This is a genomic window from Endozoicomonas sp. ALE010, assembly GCF_049310165.1.
In the GTDB taxonomy this organism is placed as follows: Bacteria; Pseudomonadota; Gammaproteobacteria; order Pseudomonadales; family Endozoicomonadaceae; genus Endozoicomonas.
Map to the genome: position 1 here is coordinate 21,704 of NZ_JBLYNV010000033.1, position 15,031 is coordinate 36,734.

General features: G+C 49.3%; 13 protein-coding genes. 8 read left to right on the top strand and 5 right to left on the bottom strand.

From position 1 onward, the window contains the following. Positions 1-26: 26 nt before the first annotated feature. From pulA to adhP, 4 genes are all read left to right on the top strand, one after another. Positions 27-3,440: a pullulanase-type alpha-1,6-glucosidase gene (pulA, locus tag ACO6UY_RS14360; RefSeq protein ID WP_422490362.1), complete on the top strand. Its 3,414-nt coding sequence runs from the start codon at positions 27-29 to the stop codon at positions 3,438-3,440. A 385-nt stretch (positions 3,441-3,825) separates the two neighbouring features. After that, positions 3,826-4,317: a DUF2244 domain-containing protein gene (locus ACO6UY_RS14365; protein ID WP_422459513.1), complete on the top strand. Its 492-nt coding sequence runs from the start codon at positions 3,826-3,828 to the stop codon at positions 4,315-4,317. A 353-nt stretch (positions 4,318-4,670) separates the two neighbouring features. Further along, the gene (gene lamB, locus ACO6UY_RS14370) at positions 4,671-6,233 is read left to right on the top strand and encodes a maltoporin LamB (RefSeq protein WP_422490364.1); all 1,563 of its coding nucleotides are present in this window, start codon (positions 4,671-4,673) and stop codon (positions 6,231-6,233) included. A gap of 330 nt (positions 6,234-6,563) precedes the next feature. Then, positions 6,564-7,583, top strand: a complete 1,020-nt coding sequence (gene adhP / locus ACO6UY_RS14375) for an alcohol dehydrogenase AdhP (RefSeq protein WP_269673119.1) — start codon at positions 6,564-6,566, stop codon at positions 7,581-7,583. Positions 7,584-7,885: 302 nt separating this feature from the next. Here adhP and ACO6UY_RS14380 read toward each other — a convergent pair whose 3' ends face one another. Genes ACO6UY_RS14380 through ACO6UY_RS14390 form a run of 3 tightly spaced genes read right to left on the bottom strand, consistent with a single transcriptional unit; the run spans position 7,886 to position 9,154 of the window. Next, positions 7,886-8,314: a YkgJ family cysteine cluster protein gene (locus tag ACO6UY_RS14380; RefSeq protein ID WP_422447905.1), complete on the bottom strand. Its 429-nt coding sequence runs from the start codon at positions 8,312-8,314 to the stop codon at positions 7,886-7,888. Between the two features lie 40 nt (positions 8,315-8,354). Beyond that, positions 8,355-8,867 carry a GNAT family N-acetyltransferase gene (locus ACO6UY_RS14385; RefSeq protein WP_422446545.1) on the bottom strand — a complete coding sequence of 171 codons (513 nt, stop codon included), beginning with the start codon at positions 8,865-8,867 and terminating at the stop codon, positions 8,355-8,357. Positions 8,868-8,884: 17 nt separating this feature from the next. Further along, entirely contained in the window at positions 8,885-9,154 is a 270-nt protein-coding gene (locus ACO6UY_RS14390; protein WP_422446547.1) for a DUF1778 domain-containing protein, read from the bottom strand. A 109-nt stretch (positions 9,155-9,263) separates the two neighbouring features. On the opposite strand from ACO6UY_RS14390, the gene ACO6UY_RS14395 reads away from it, so the two are divergent. Further along, complete coding sequence (locus ACO6UY_RS14395) at positions 9,264-9,491, top strand: hypothetical protein (protein WP_422459589.1); 228 nt, start codon at positions 9,264-9,266, stop codon at positions 9,489-9,491. Positions 9,492-9,499: 8 nt separating this feature from the next. After that, positions 9,500-9,592 carry an alcohol dehydrogenase catalytic domain-containing protein gene (locus ACO6UY_RS14400; RefSeq protein WP_286198363.1) on the top strand — a complete coding sequence of 31 codons (93 nt, stop codon included), beginning with the start codon at positions 9,500-9,502 and terminating at the stop codon, positions 9,590-9,592. Positions 9,593-10,261: 669 nt separating this feature from the next. Here ACO6UY_RS14400 and amrS read toward each other — a convergent pair. Beyond that, positions 10,262-11,362 carry an AmmeMemoRadiSam system radical SAM enzyme gene (amrS, locus tag ACO6UY_RS14405; RefSeq protein WP_422446549.1) on the bottom strand — a complete coding sequence of 367 codons (1,101 nt, stop codon included), beginning with the start codon at positions 11,360-11,362 and terminating at the stop codon, positions 10,262-10,264. Positions 11,363-11,575: 213 nt separating this feature from the next. Here amrS and amrB point away from each other — a divergent pair, with 213 nt between their 5' ends. Together amrB and amrA are read left to right on the top strand one after the other, a co-directional pair. Then, entirely contained in the window at positions 11,576-12,355 is a 780-nt protein-coding gene (gene amrB / locus ACO6UY_RS14410) for an AmmeMemoRadiSam system protein B (RefSeq protein ID WP_422446551.1), read from the top strand. A 161-nt stretch (positions 12,356-12,516) separates the two neighbouring features. Further along, positions 12,517-13,095, top strand: coding sequence for an AmmeMemoRadiSam system protein A (gene amrA, locus ACO6UY_RS14415; RefSeq protein WP_422446553.1), 579 nt, complete (start codon positions 12,517-12,519; stop codon positions 13,093-13,095). Between the two features lie 310 nt (positions 13,096-13,405). On the opposite strand, the gene tyrS is transcribed toward amrA, so the two are convergent. Continuing rightward, the gene (gene tyrS, locus ACO6UY_RS14420; protein ID WP_422446555.1) at positions 13,406-14,713 is read right to left on the bottom strand and encodes a tyrosine--tRNA ligase; all 1,308 of its coding nucleotides are present in this window, start codon (positions 14,711-14,713) and stop codon (positions 13,406-13,408) included. Between the last annotated feature and the right edge of the window lie 318 nt (positions 14,714-15,031).

The window sequence follows — 15,031 nt, forward strand, 5'->3', positions numbered from 1 at the left end:
CCCGGTTTCCCTGATGGATCTCTGTTATGAATATTGCCACAAAGCTTCTGTTTCCGGCTCTGGTTCTGACCAATCATTTGCATGCCGCCGGGTTGGTGGAAATCATTGCAACACAGGCCTTACCGGAAAAGCTGCTGAAAGGTGAAGAAGCAACCGTGACCTGGCTGGTCAGGTCATTGTCAAAAACGACACTCCCTGATTTTCAGGTTAAGCCTGCGGGAGTGAAAATCACGGCAAGCACTTGTACTGACCAGCTTTCTGCCAGTGAAATCTGTCAGGTGAGCGGTCGATTCCAAGCCAATGAAACCGGAGATGTTTTGGTTAAGCTTGAAGCCAGCGCGGCAAAACAGGCTTATCGATTCACCAGTGCAATCGCATCGGTGCATGTTTTTGAGGAGACTCCCGGTAAACCTGCTGACCAAGAAGCCATCCTTTATTACCAACGCCCGGACGGCATTTACCACGGCTGGGGGCTGCATCTGTTCAATAACGACAACTGCAAGGCTTTTGGCAAAACAGATACCGACTGGAACCAGCCCTGGATGCCAGAAAGTATTACCCAGACTTATGGTGCGCTCTATCGGATACCACTTTCGGACACTTTTTCCAAGGTGCAAGATGGCTGCCTGAATTTTATTGTGCACAAAGGCGATGAAAAAGATCTTGGTGGTGACATGGCCTGGCATTTTTCTGATACCGATAGTCAACTTGCCTATACCTACAGTGGTTACAACCTGATTTCATCGACGCCACTGGACGGCCCGCCTCTGATAGTTGATGGTGCAAAAGCGCACTGGGTTTCCTCTGCCACCCTGCTCTGGAATGAAGGTGGCGGTTCGGATGTTGATAGAGCAGAGCTGCTGTATTCAGACGACGCCAGCATCATACTCAAGGAGGGTAATATATCTGGAAAATATCAAACTATTTCACTTGCCAAAGGCGGCAATAACAACAGTGTGCGAGAGAAACTCCCCCACCTGATGAATCGCAGCCCTCTGACTGTTTCTGCCGATCTTGCGGTCATTAAAAAAGCCCTGAAAGGTCAGTTGCTGGCGGTGGCCTATAAAGGAAACCAGCCCAAATACGCTACAAAGGTTCAGGTTCAGGGCTTGCTTGATGAGTTGTATAAGTACAACGGTGAATTAGGAGCCATTGTGGGTGACTCCGGTATCGACTTTAAACTCTGGGCACCAACTGCCCGGAATGTGCGCCTGGTGACCACGTCTGCAAGCACAGCAGACGACCTTAAGTTTCATGACATGATTGAAAGCGCTGCTGGTGTCTGGAGCTACAGAGCTGACAATAAGGAGTATGACCAATCTTTTTATCGCTATGAGGTTACTGTCTTCCATCCTCAGACAGACAAGATCGAAACTTATGAAGTGACTGACCCATATTCCCTGAGTTTATCGACTAACAGTCAATACTCTCAGGTCGTTGACCTCAACGACCCATCGCTTAAGCCTGAGGGTTGGGATAGTGTTCAATATTCCCAACAAGACCCTGAGGATATGGTGCTTTATGAAACCCATATCCGGGATTACAGCATTAATACCTCCGGCTTGACCAATCCTGGCAAATTCAAGGCCTTTACGGAAGCTAACGCCAACACCCATTTGCAACAATTGCAAACTGCAGGCCTGACCCATATACACTTGCTGCCAGCTTTTGATATAGCCACCGTTGATGAAGTCCCGGCGAATCGGATTGATATTTCCCAGACTATGGAGCAACTGTGCGCCAGAAAGGAAGTAAAGGCTGATACCGACTACTTCCGCACTTTTTGTAGCAACCCGCAGTCAGGCCAGACCATTCAAGCTTATCTGCAATCCCTTGATCCTGGGACAGACCGGGCTCAATACCTCTACCAACACATCCGCCCTGTCGACAGCTTTAACTGGGGCTATGACCCGCTGCATTACACCGTTCCTGAGGGCAGCTATGCCACTGATCCAGACGGGATCAGGCGAATCATTGAATTCCGGGAAATGGTGATAGCCTTGAAAGCTGCAAATCTGGGCGTGGTAATGGATGTTGTCTATAACCACACTCATGCCCACGGTGTTGGCAACCATTCTGTGCTGGATCGAATTGTCCCCTGGTATTACCTACGCTTAAGCCCCGACAGCGGCATCGTTGAAAACTCAACTTGCTGTTCAAACACCGCCTCTGAGTTCCACATGATGGAGAAACTCATGATCGACTCTCTCAAGGTCTGGGTTAAAGACTACAAAGTGGATGCATTTCGTTTCGACTTGATGGGGCACCATCTCAAGCGCAATATTGAGAAAGCACTGGTGGCCGTTAAAGCCATTAACCCTGGTATCTATTTTTATGGTGAAGGCTGGGAGTTTGGTGAAGTCGCTGGCAATGCCAGAGGCATTAACGCCAATCAGTTTAATATGGCCGGGACAGGGGTAGGCACGTTCACTGACCGGATGAGAGACCGGATCCGTGGTGGTAGCCCTTTTGATCAGGGAGATGCTCTGCGGCAAACCCAAGGCTATGCCTCAGGACTCCATTATCACCCAAACGAAAAAACAGCAGAGGCAAAGGCGGCTTTGTGCGCCCATACGGATATCATCCGCCTGGGTATGGCCGCCAATTTGAAAAACTTTCGATTTGTTGATTGTCACGGCACCCTTCGTTACGGTTTTGATTTTGACTACAACGGTGCTCCCACCGGTTATAGCCTTGACCCACAGGAAGTGATCAACTACGTCTCAAAGCATGACAACCAAACCCTGTGGGATATCCTGATGTACAAGCTTCCTGAAGGTATGTCTACGGCCAACCGTGTCAAGCTGCATAATCTGGCGCTGGGCATCACGCTGTTAAGCCAGGGTGTTCCCTTTATTCATGCCGGCTCCGAACGGTTGCGCTCGAAATCCATGGAAAGAGACAGTTACGATTCCGGCGACTGGTATAACCGGATGCCTGACGACGACAATAACTATTGGAATCAGGGCTTGCCAAGAGCAGACAAGGACGGAGCGAACTGGGCCCTGATTAAAAAGATCATCTCAGATAGCACCACACGACCGAATAAGGAGAATATAGCTGCCGCAGATGCCTGTTTTCAGAAGATGCTGAGAATTCGTAAAAGTTCTCCTCTATTTCGCCTCAAAACAGAGCAGGACGTTATCGATCGGATTACTTATCTGAACACCGGGCCGGACCAGATTCCGGGTTTGATTGTTCAACGCATCAGCGATAAGGCACCATTTCAGAGTATTGATGACCAGTATGAGGTGATCATTGTTGCTGTGAACCCATCCGGTGACGAAATGGCTTTCGATCTGCCGGAATCTGAAAGTGGTACTTATTCACTTCACCCCTTTTTGCTGCAGGATATACCAGAGGGTTACCATAAATCCTCCAATAGTCAATTACGGATTCCGCCTTTGTCCATTGTCGTTTTTGTCCAGAAAGAGACTTAGGAACGGTCATTTAATAACTTCGACAGTTTAATAAGCGCTGCCCGCTTCCCGCTGCCCGAAAAAGACAGGCCGCTTGTGCTTTTGCGGGAAGCGGCGTCCTCTTTGTGATCTTCGGTGAAGACTTGGGGACATTCCCCCCACAAATTGAAGCGGTAATGCCTGCTGCACACTGTGACTCCAATAAACTGGTGTTTTTTCCAGAACTGGTGATCACTTTATGACAGCCTGCGTACAAGGCATGGACGCTGACCTGCATCTCCCACTCCCACCCTCAAGACCTGATGGAACTGCAACGAAGGATTTACTTTGCCAGCGACGAAAACCGGCGTTTTTTCAAAATTCCGGTTTGACCCGCAGAGCCTGGCCATAAAAAGGTTAAGAAGTGATGGTGACGATCGATTTTTCAGAAAGCAGCCAGGAAGGAACGATACTACTGGAGCCCAATAACTCCATGAGCTGGCGGCAGAATCTGCTGTTACTGGGGCTGATAACCATAGTGTCCCTGGCCATCGCTGTCGGCTTCTATCTGGCTGGCGCTAAAGTGATCTTGCCTTTTTCCATACTGGAAGTGACTGCCCTGTCTGTGGGTATCTATTACTGTGCATGGCAACGTCAGCGGAAAGAGCTGATCACCTTTCAGGAGCATCAGGTCACGATTCAGAAGGGCTTTTATCAACCACTGAGCACTCACCATTATCACCGCCTGTGGTGTCAATTGATTATTCGCGAAGCGACTCATCCCTGGAAAGCGCCCTCCATTCATATTCGTTCTCACGGCAAGGAACTGGAGCTGGGATCTTTCCTGAACCAGCAGGATAAACTGATCTTGATTGAGCGCCTGAAAAGACTGTTCAGCAACGCTTATATGTCTCAGTGACCACAAAGAAGCAGCACTAAAGTGAACATTTTTTTGCCCATCTTCAAACCCTGAACTAAATTCTTAAAAGACTCTGGCTGGCTGGTTCTCAGCCGGAGATAAAAAATCGGGATACCCTATAACCTTTCGTCGAAGCTGTGTTACGCCATTCAATACGGCCCAATTTACACGACGCAACTATTACTCTTTTCCTGCACGGAAAGCGGGCCTTGCTTTTTCAACACACATTAACTGACGGCTACCAGCTTTTATATATGCCCCTCACCAGGCCTATTTCAACAACATCATGCCTTTATTCAGCGGCAGGATGAAAAAAGCCGGAGCCAGAAAAACACACACAAGGTAGGCTAAGCATGCTTTCCAGGCATCAAACACCTTCAACCCTGAGCACTGGGTTAAAAGCGTTATCTGAAGCAGTTTCATCAATATCCCGTCGTTCGTGCCAGTATTGTGGTGCAGTGGCTATTGCGTCAGCCTCAACCTGCGCGCTGGCAGTCACCGGTGACGATATTAACTTCAACGGTTATGCCCGTTCAGGAATTGGCAGCACTGATAAGGGTGGTGAGCAGTTATGTTTTAAAGCGGCAGGTGCTCCCTCTAAATACCGTCTGGGTAATGAGTGCGAAACCTATGCGGAATTGAAGTTTGGTGCAGATCTCTTTGATCAGGACGATGTGCAGTTTTACCTGGATACCAATATTGCCTATAAAGTTGGCCAGCAAACCGACGTTGAACCCACTGAACCCTGGGCCCGTGAGATGAATATCAGGGCCACAGGTGTTTTTGGTGACGCACTGCCGGGCTCAACCCTGTGGGTCGGCAAGCGTTTATATAATCGTCATGATGTTCATATGATCGATTATTACTATTGGAATGTGTCTGGTCCCGGTGTTGGTATTGAGAATATTGATGTGGGGATGGGTAAGTTGGATGTTGCGTGGGTGAGGAATCAGAATGGAGTAAAATACGATAAATGGAATCAAGGTACTAAAAAATTAGCCTATGAAACTGAAACAGTTACTACCAACATTTTAGATTTTCGCTGGAATGAAATTCCAATAGTGCATAACCTGAGCTTGGAGCTTGGTCTTGACTATGGTGTTGGTAGCCCACCTGATAACTTGCCAGAAGTAACCCTCACGAATGGTGACAAGGTCGGAAAAAGCTATTTTGATAAAAACGGCTGGATGCTCACCGGTGAACTGACCTGGAATGTCTTGGAAGGATTCAATAAGTTTATTGTTCAATATGCTACTGATGCCATGACAGGCCCCGGCACAGGAACAGCTGGGTCTTATCTACAGACAACTGATTGGTATAAGGGGAATAAACTCTTTCGCGTAATGGATCATGGTGCTGTTTCATTAATGCCCAAGCTCGACATGATGTATGTTCTCGGTGTTACACAGGTTAAATACGATGAGGATAAAATTCATCCAATGTATCCAAACTATGGAACAAAGACCACCTGGATGACTGCGGGGGTACGGCCCTCCTGGAACTGGAATGATTTAACGAGTACTACCATTGAACTGGGTTATGATCAGGTTAAAAATGCTCACTCCTCTTTCCAAAAAGCAGATGGAAAAGAGCTATACAGCAGCAATCTTTTCAAAAGCAAACTTTTGAAGTTTACCATCGCGCAACAATTCCATCCGCAGTTTGGCAACTGGGTAAGGCCACAGATTCGCATTTTTGCCACCTATGCTGATTGGAATACACCCGATAAATTCAACACTGGTAAAACACTTCCGCCAGAGAATGTAAAAGGTCAATGCACCGATAGCTCAACAACATGCAACGCCCTCGGTCTTGAATACTTCGACACCTTCACCTCAGCCCAGCAACTCATGAAGGCCTATGGAAGTAAATCCGACGGCTGGACCTACGGAGCCCAGATGGAAATCTGGTTCTAATCCACTAGTACACCATTTCAATGAGTTTGATGTGTACAATCTCCGTTCACCCTGAGCGGAGTCGAAGGGTGATTGGCACAGTCTTTATTCAGGGTATGGTGTTTACGCCCTTCGACTCCGCTCAGGACGAACGGAGCTTGGAGGGGGCAACGAAGGACACCATCAATTGCATTGAAACCGTGTACCGGTTCGGTTCCCCCCTCGTTCCCACGGAGACCTCCGTGGGAACGCATACCAATCCCAACCGTAAACACAAAACCGCGTCACTCCACACTCCCCGCAACAAAGAAACCAAACAGGTATCAATTCGGAACAACAAGGTAACCCATCATGAAGGCAGCCGTCGTTCATCATTTCAAAGATCAGCTTACCATCGAAGATCTACCGCTACCCAAACCAGGCCCACGGGATGCACTGGTGAAAATCCATGCCTGTGGTGTCTGTCATACCGATCTTCATGCCTGCCATGGAGACTGGCCGGTTAAACCAAAACTGCCACTGGTGCCCGGCCATGAAGGTGTGGGAACGGTCACCGAAGTTGGTGACCAGATCACTCATATCAAACCGGGCGACCGTGTGGGTATTCCCTGGCTCTATTCCGCCTGTGGCTACTGCGAGTACTGTCTGGAAGGCAAAGAAACACTCTGCCTTGCCCAGCACAATGCCGGTTATTCCATCGATGGCGGCTATGCCGAATACTGCCTGGCAGCTGCCGACTATGTGGTCAAAGTGCCCGACAACATCAGTTTTGTCGATGCCGCCCCCCTGTTCTGTGCCGGGGTTACCACGTATAAGGCCCTGAAAGTCAGCCGTACCAAACCTGGCGACTGGGTTTCCGTTGTCGGTGTGGGCGGGCTTGGTCACCTGGCCGTTCAGTATGCCGTAGCCATGGGTCTTAATGTGATTGCGGTGGATACCGGGGCGGAAAAGAAAGCGTTATCCCTGGACTTGGGAGCCACTCACTTTATCGACTTTATCCGGGAGCAGCCGGAAGAAAAAATTCAGTCGCTGCTGGGTAACGGTGTTCACGCGACTGTCTGTACGGCGGTCTCCAAAGCGGGCTTTGACAGTGCTTATCGCTCCGTGCGCAGGGGAGGAACCTGTGTACTGGTTGGACTCCCCCCGGAGGATATGCCCATTCCTATATTCGATACGGTAATCAACGGCGTTTCTGTTGTTGGTTCCATCGTAGGTACCCGCAAGGATTTACAGGAATGCCTGGAGTTTGCTGCCCAGGGTAAAGTAAAGGCGATTATCCAGAAACGAACCCTTGAAGAGATCAACGCGATTTTTGACGAAATGGAGAAAGGTGATATTGCCGGGCGTGTTGTTATGGAACTGGCCCAGTAATTTATTCAATTACTTAGTGCTCTAACATGGTTTCAATGAGTTTAACGTGTACAATCTCCGTTCACCCTGAGCGTCCTTCGGCTCCGCTCAGGATGCACGGACGAAGGGTGCTTTGCACGATCTATCAGAGTCTGGGGTTTCCGCCCTTCGACAGGCTCAGGACGAACGGAGTGCGGAGGCACAACAACCCGTCAAACTCATTGAAACCATGTACTAGCTCTCTGTGGTTCCCAAAAACGCTTTTTCATCTGTCTTATGCCATAACCCTTATGCCATAACCCTAGCCTGGGCAAAATGGTCTACTACTGTCGTTTTGCCCGCTCTACTTCATACTTCTCCAGCCGCTTGTCCCAGTTTTTGAAACGTGTACGACAATAGGCATCCAGTTCATCGTAGGTCTGAAAATAGAGCTCGCAGCCATCATTAATGGGAGCGTCCCTCTCACAGGCTTCGTTACTGTGTTCCCGGCAGATAATGGGGCGTCGTTTATAGATACCACAGCGATTATCCGGCAACAGGAATTCACACCGGGTCTGACAGAGCAGGTACCAGCCATTGCCATCCTTGAAAATATGCACGCCCTTATGGGCCACCTGCCAGAGCAACACATCAAACGCGTGCATACTGCGGGGAGTGTCCAGTTCCTGGGTAATGTAAGAGCAACAAAGGGCAGTACAATGATCACACTTGTTGCTGGCAGTGATGTCCCTGGTTTCGATCCGGTTAACCATATCTGACACGATAAGTAATAAGTCCTGTTATTGTAATTGGCTACGAACTAAAAAGCCGGGCTACTGTTTTCATGGGCAGAAACATGCGAACTTTACCATTATGTTCACACAGAACTGCAAATCCATATTTTGCATAAAACTTCTCTGCGGCATCGGTTAAACAATCAACAATAATGGCGTATGCACGCATATGAGCGTTTATTTCCCACAGGTATTTCAAGGCATTTACCAGGCAGATTTTTCCTAACCCCTCGCCCTGAAATTCTCGATGAACCGCAAGCTGTGCGATCAAAAATACAGGAACAGGGTACCGTGGCAGCTTCTTTACCAGAGCTTCAGGTAAAGTGTCTCGACAGATGGAGCCTGGCGTAATGCTGTAAAATGCACAAATTGGTATTTTTTGATTTGGAAAAGGGTTTGATGCAGGCAGAACCATTGTACGACTGATACCTGCCTGCATGTGTTTTGAGGCTTGAGTCTGGATAAACAAATTAAGTTCCGTTTCACCACAATCAAATGACGCTCTATCGTGGATACCTTTATCGAGTTCCACAAACTCCCTTGACCAGCTCACTTGACACCTTTCTCTTCGGTAAATGTCAGAGCCGCCAGCAAAGCCTTATTTGGTGCCTTTGCCTTTTCGCAGGCTTCTGTAAAGCGATCAAAGACATCGTTTTCAACTGTCATCTTTTCATATTCAGAAATAACCTGTGTAGCATCTTCATCCATCAGCCTGACCACGTATTCGGTCAAGCTCTTCAGTCCCAGTAGAGCTGAAGCCTTCTCTGCCTTAGCCTTGATTTCCTCATCAAGTCTCAGGTCCAGGCGTGCATTAGCCATATTTCACCCTCCATTTGTACGGATATCTTCCGTATAGGCAAAGCTTAGACCTGAGCGCTCCTATAAGCAAGTTGTACGGATAAATGACGGATTATTTAGTGAATGTAACTTGGCAAAGCACCAGAACTCAAGCCACAATCTTCACCGGCACCCGACGACTACCCCAAATACCCGGCTGCTGTTCAAACACACCGGCAACCGGTGTCCCACACTGCTGGCAGACCCCCTTGCCGTCAGACGCATCGACTCCCCATTCCCCCAGCACATACCAGTCACGCTCAACAAGCAGACTATGGCGATCTTCATGCCTGCCATGGCGACTGGCCGGTTAAACTAAAACTGCCACTGGTCCCCGGCCATGAAGGTGTGGGTACAGTCACGGAAGTTGGTGACCAGATCAGTCATATCAAACCGGGCGACCGTGTGGGTATTCCCTGATGTTTATTAAACTTGGGAAGAAAGCTCCGATGGTGGACCTGTTATGGGTATGAATCAATACTGGCCTTAAAGAAGAAACATAAAGTAAACTAATACCAATAATTATTGTCAAACCAACAATGATTCAGATAGTTGAATCATTTAGTAATCAGCTGGTAGATTGAAGGCAAACAAAATATGCAAACGCAGTCTACACAAACACATGAAGGGTGTTGCACTCTTGGCTGGTCCATCAGGGATATAGACTATCAAACCGTTGGTACAACTCTTGGCTGTGCTACAGGCTGTGCTACTGGATGCCTTATGGGTAAAACCCTTTCATATTGTTGTATTGGCTGCATGATCGGTAAGACAATTAATTATTTATGTCACAATAGGCATACCCTTCGAACTTTAGATAATTTCGCGAATGTGGAAGTATTGAATGAAACATCCAATCACTTCCAAAATAGAAATTCTTCAGATAAAGCTCCTGTCACTACTCAACCAAGTGATCAAAATCACCCTCATGCCAATTAAATCTGGACTCGTCAGCCGGCGCGTTCAGGAGGCTGTCCGAGAATAGCGTCCGGGTGACCCTGTAGCGAAGACGGCAGAAATTGAGGATATGTTAAGTAGTTAAAGAACTTGGGTGACGAATAATGTTCAAGTCAGTACAAACCTCGAAATTCAGGCCACAATCTTCACCGGCACCCGACGACTGCCCCAAATACCCGGCTGCTGTTCAAACACACCGGCAACCGGTGTCCCACACTGCTGGCAGACCCCCTTGCCTTCAGACGCATCGACTCCCCATTCCCCCAGCACATACCAGTCACGCTCAATAAGCAGACTATGGCACTGATGACAGCGGGTACTGCCACCGTCAGAATCATGGACATTGCCAGTGTAGGCGTAGCGAATACCATGATTCAGCGCTATTTGTCGGGCCATGGTCAGGGTAGCGGCAGGTGTATGGGGATGCTCCCGCATTTTCCAGTCGGGATGAAATGCGGTGAAGTGAATAGGAACGTCCACGCCCAGGTGTTCAACAATCCATTGACACATGTCGTTCAGTTCATGCTCGGAATCATTTTCCCCGGGAATCAGCAATGTGGTGATCTCAAACCAGACAGAGGTTTCATGTTTCAGATATTCCAGAGTTTCAAGAACCGGTTGCAGAGCGCCACCACAGATCTTTCGATAAAAATCTTCGCTGAACGCTTTTAAGTCAATGTTGGCTGCGTCCATATAGCGGAAAAACTCAACACGGGGCTTATCACAGATATAACCGGCAGACACCGCCACCGACTGCAAATTTCTTTCATGAGCCGCCTGGGCAACATCAATGGCATATTCCAGGAAAATCACCGGATCATTATAAGTAAACGCCAGTGACCGACAGCCCAGCTGTTCAGCCGTATCCGCCAGTTCCTCGGGCGATGCCTGATCGGCCAGGGTGTCCATCTCACGGGATTTGCTCATATCCCAGTTCTGACAGAATTTGCAGGCAAGATTACAGCCCGCTGTACCGAATGACAGAACCGGGGTTCCCGGAAGGAAGTGGTTCAACGGTTTTTTCTCAATAGGGTCAATACAAAAACCGGAGGAGCGGCCATAGCTGGTAAGCACAATCTGACCATTTTCACAGGCACGGACAAAACAGAGCCCCTGCTGCCCATCACGAAGTTTGCAGGCTCTCGGGCAAAGATCACATTGGATTCGCCCATCCTCAAGTGCATGCCAATAGTTTGTTGACACATTTGTGGACGGTGTTTTTTCCCTGAGCATGTTCCATCTCCAGACCAGGTTCACTGCCTGATTGTCATCCTGATGATAGTAGGGCCCCGATACGCTGAGCACACAACGAAACGTCAACAGGCCCTAACCAAGGCTATAATTATAGGCTCTGCCGACATTATTTGAGCGATGCAAATAAAGAGAGTGGTTTATTTCGCTTGAAATGTGCCGGTAGGCTCAGCCACTCCCGGGGGAGAACCCATAATGATTATTCGCCAACCCGCTGTAGCCGGAACCTTTTACCCAGACTCACCCAAAGCCCTGGCCAACACGGTCAAAGAGATGCTTAGCGATGCCCACCCCAGGGATTTCTCTCCGAAAGTGCTGGTTGTTCCCCATGCCGGCTTTATCTATTCCGGCCCGGTTGCGGCCAGTGCCTACCGCCTGCTGAATTCAATGCGCCGGAATATTCGCCGGGTTGCCCTGCTCGGCCCCAGTCACAGAGTTCCGCTGCAGGGTATGGCCCTGCCGGACTGTGAAGCCTTTGCCACACCGCTTGGTAATATTCCGCTGGATATTGAAGCCATGGAGGAACTGAAACAGTTCAGCCAGGTAGAGACCGTTGATGAAGCCCATACCCACGAGCACAGTCTTGAAGTCCAGTGCCCGTTTCTGCAGGAATGTCTGGATGACTTCAAACTGATTCCAATCGTTGTTGGCGACACCAGCCCTATAGCGGTCGCTGAGGTGATCGAACACCTCTGGGGAGAAGAGGAAACCCTGATGATTATCAGCTCCGACCTCAGTCATTACCACACCTATGAAGAGGCCTGTTACCGGGATAACCAGACGGTTAAAGCCATTGAACAGCTCAGCTGTAATTTAACCGGTGGACAGGCCTGTGGCTGCTATCCTCTTAATGGCATGTTGAAGGTTGCCCAGCACCGGGGAATGGATGTTATTACGCTTGATGTACGCAACTCCGGAGATACTGCTGGCGATAAAAGCAGGGTAGTGGGCTATGGAGCCTTTGTTATTCAATAGAGCGATTATTCTGCAGAATCCGCCCTGCACACATCCACAAACCAGACGCTCAACTGCTGTCAGATAACATGGAGCCGTTATTCAGTGGTCCCGTTGAGTGGCGATAAAAATCAGAAGGAGGCTATCAATGCCTCTAACGAAGGAAAACGGGAATTTTTACTGTGCAAATTGCCCCTACAGAAAGTCAGAAAAGAGAATTATTGCGCCTTGCCCGCAAGACCATCAGTGAAGGCTGTACCCGGAGCCTGCCACCGAAACCATTACCGGAAGAAGACCTGGCAGATTTCTTTCTGCAACAGGCCGCCAGCTTTGTAACACTGCAAAAGCGCGAGGAACTGCGGGGCTGTATCGGTTCAACCCAGGCTTACCGGACTCTGTTGGATGATGTGATTCACAATGCCTTCGCCAGCGCATTCCGAGACCCACGGTTTCCCCCGGTGACGGAAAGTGAGCTGACCGATATCAACATTGAAGTTTCCGTACTGACCCCTCAGGAACGCATGGACATTGCTGATGAGAAAGACCTTTTGCAGCAGCTGAATCCCGGCATCGACGGACTATTGATTCGCAACCCTCAATACAGCGCAACCTTCTTACCGCAGGTGTGGAAACAGCTGCCTGCCCCCCGGCAGTTTCTGGCCCATTTGAAAAGCAAAGCCGGTATGACTCCGGGGTTGTGGCCTGATGATATGGAGTGCTTTCGTTATCAGTGTATTAAGTTCAAAGAGAGGCGGCACTGAAGCAAGTAAATGGTTTCAATGAGTTTGACGTGTACAATCTCCGTTCACCCTGAGCGGAGTCGAAGGGTGCTTGGCACGATCTATCAGAGTCCGGAGTTTCCGCCTATAGGCCCTATGGGTCCTTCGATACTTCGACAAGCTCAGCACTCAGGACGAACGGAGTGCGGAGGCACGATAACCCGTCAAACTCATTGAAACCATGTACCAGGAGGCTGACAGAAAATAGACTGCCCGATGACCATGAGCTTTTAAGAGCACGCTTTTAATGAACCGCTCTTCTCTTAATAAAGAGCAAAGAGCGGCAATTCGATCAAACCACTTCAAACAGAAAGTGATTTTTCTTACCCAGTTTCACCAGGAAGAACCGATCATACATGGCACCCCGGGCTGCAAAGCATTCTGGCAGGTTCATATTATCTGCCGAGCCACGAGCGACACCATTAAAGAATACCGCGTTATTAGCCAGCGCATCTTTAACCTGCTTGCCTGATTTCACCATGCCGACTTCTGCAAACAGCTGCGTCATAGCCTGGCCTTCCAGCCCGCTGTGCTCGATGGTGGCACTGGGCAGGCCATCCTGCTTCAGCTGTTCCATATCGGTTTCTGACAGCTGGGTAATGTCCCCGGAAAACAGTGCTTCGGTGATGCACTCCGCCGCCTTGAGACCTTCCTCACCATGCACCAGGCGGGTAGCTTCACGGGCAAGAATTCTCTGGGCTTCCGGCCTGCCCTGACGCTCAGCATCCGCTTGCTCAATGGCCTCAATCTCTTCCATGCTCAGGAAGGTGAAGAACTTCAGGAAACGATACACATCGGCATCAGCGGTGTTCATCCAGAACTGGTAAAAGGCATATTGGGAGGTCTTTCGGGAGTCCAGCCAGACCGCACCGCCTTCTGTTTTACCAAACTTGGTGCCATCGGACTTGGTAATCAATGGTACCGTTAACCCAAAGGTACGGGCCTTATTCTGACGGCGGGCCAGGTCAATACCGCCAACAATATTACCCCACTGGTCACTGCCACCAATCTGCAGGGTACAGTCATAACGGCGGTTCAGCTCGGCAAAGTCCATGCCCTGCAGCAGGGCGTAGGAGAACTCGGTAAAGGAGATACCGGAGCCTTCCCGGTTCAGCCGTTGCTGTACCGACTCCTTGTTGATCATGGCATTCACCGCAAAGTGTTTGCCAATATCTCTCAGAAAGTCCAGAACATTGAGGTCGCCGGTCCAATCCAGATTATTGGCCACAACGGCGGAGTTTTCGCCGCAATCGAAGTCGATAAACTGACTCACCTGCCCCTTGATTTTCTCAACCCAGCCCGCCACCACATCCGGGGTATTCAGTTGACGTTCAGCCGCCTTGAAGCTTGGGTCACCAATCAGGCCGGTGGCCCCACCCACCAGGGCAATGGGTTTATGACCCGCCTGCTGGAAACGCTTGAGCACCAGCAATGGCACCAGATGGCCAAGATGGAGACTGTCAGCCGTAGGATCGAAACCACAATAGAGCACCCGGGGCTGTTCGCTCAGATGAGTGTCCAGTTCCTCAACCGCAGTGGTCTGCGCGATAAGCTGGCGGGCCTGAAGATCTTTCAGCAACGGGTTTTGACTATCGGACATTTGCCTTTTCCTGCGACGATTCGATGATTCAACCGGATTACTGCGGTGGATGCCAGGGGCTCTGACATCAAATCAAGCAACAACTCCCTGCTCCGGTGGACAGGAAACAATCAATAAAAAATCAAGCCGCCCAAAATACAACAAAACCGTGCCGGAACAAATGCCTGACCTCTAAATAAGGTAAATTTCAGTCTATTTTTCTTACCAGGCCTTTACTTGATCAGACTGGAACTTACGTTAATTCCTAACTGTCGAATCAATCCAGAGTGCCTGCGAATGTCTGATACATTGGCTGATTCATGCCCCGTAACGAATCTG

Bases quoted from the DNA above. Each gene is read 5' to 3' on its own strand.
- ACO6UY_RS14365 (WP_422459513.1), top strand. From the start codon at position 3,826: ATGGTGACGATCGATTTTTCAGAAAGCAGCCAGGAAGGAACGATACTA.
- adhP (WP_269673119.1), top strand. From the start codon at position 6,564: ATGAAGGCAGCCGTCGTTCATCATTTCAAAGATCAGCTTACCATCGAA.
- amrB (WP_422446551.1), top strand. From the start codon at position 11,576: ATGATTATTCGCCAACCCGCTGTAGCCGGAACCTTTTACCCAGACTCA.
- pulA (WP_422490362.1), top strand. From the start codon at position 27: ATGAATATTGCCACAAAGCTTCTGTTTCCGGCTCTGGTTCTGACCAAT.
- ACO6UY_RS14380 (WP_422447905.1), bottom strand. From the start codon at position 8,314: ATGGTTAACCGGATCGAAACCAGGGACATCACTGCCAGCAACAAGTGT.
- amrS (WP_422446549.1), bottom strand. From the start codon at position 11,362: ATGCTCAGGGAAAAAACACCGTCCACAAATGTGTCAACAAACTATTGG.
- ACO6UY_RS14390 (WP_422446547.1), bottom strand. From the start codon at position 9,154: ATGGCTAATGCACGCCTGGACCTGAGACTTGATGAGGAAATCAAGGCT.
- lamB (WP_422490364.1), top strand. From the start codon at position 4,671: ATGCTTTCCAGGCATCAAACACCTTCAACCCTGAGCACTGGGTTAAAA.
- tyrS (WP_422446555.1), bottom strand. From the start codon at position 14,713: ATGTCCGATAGTCAAAACCCGTTGCTGAAAGATCTTCAGGCCCGCCAG.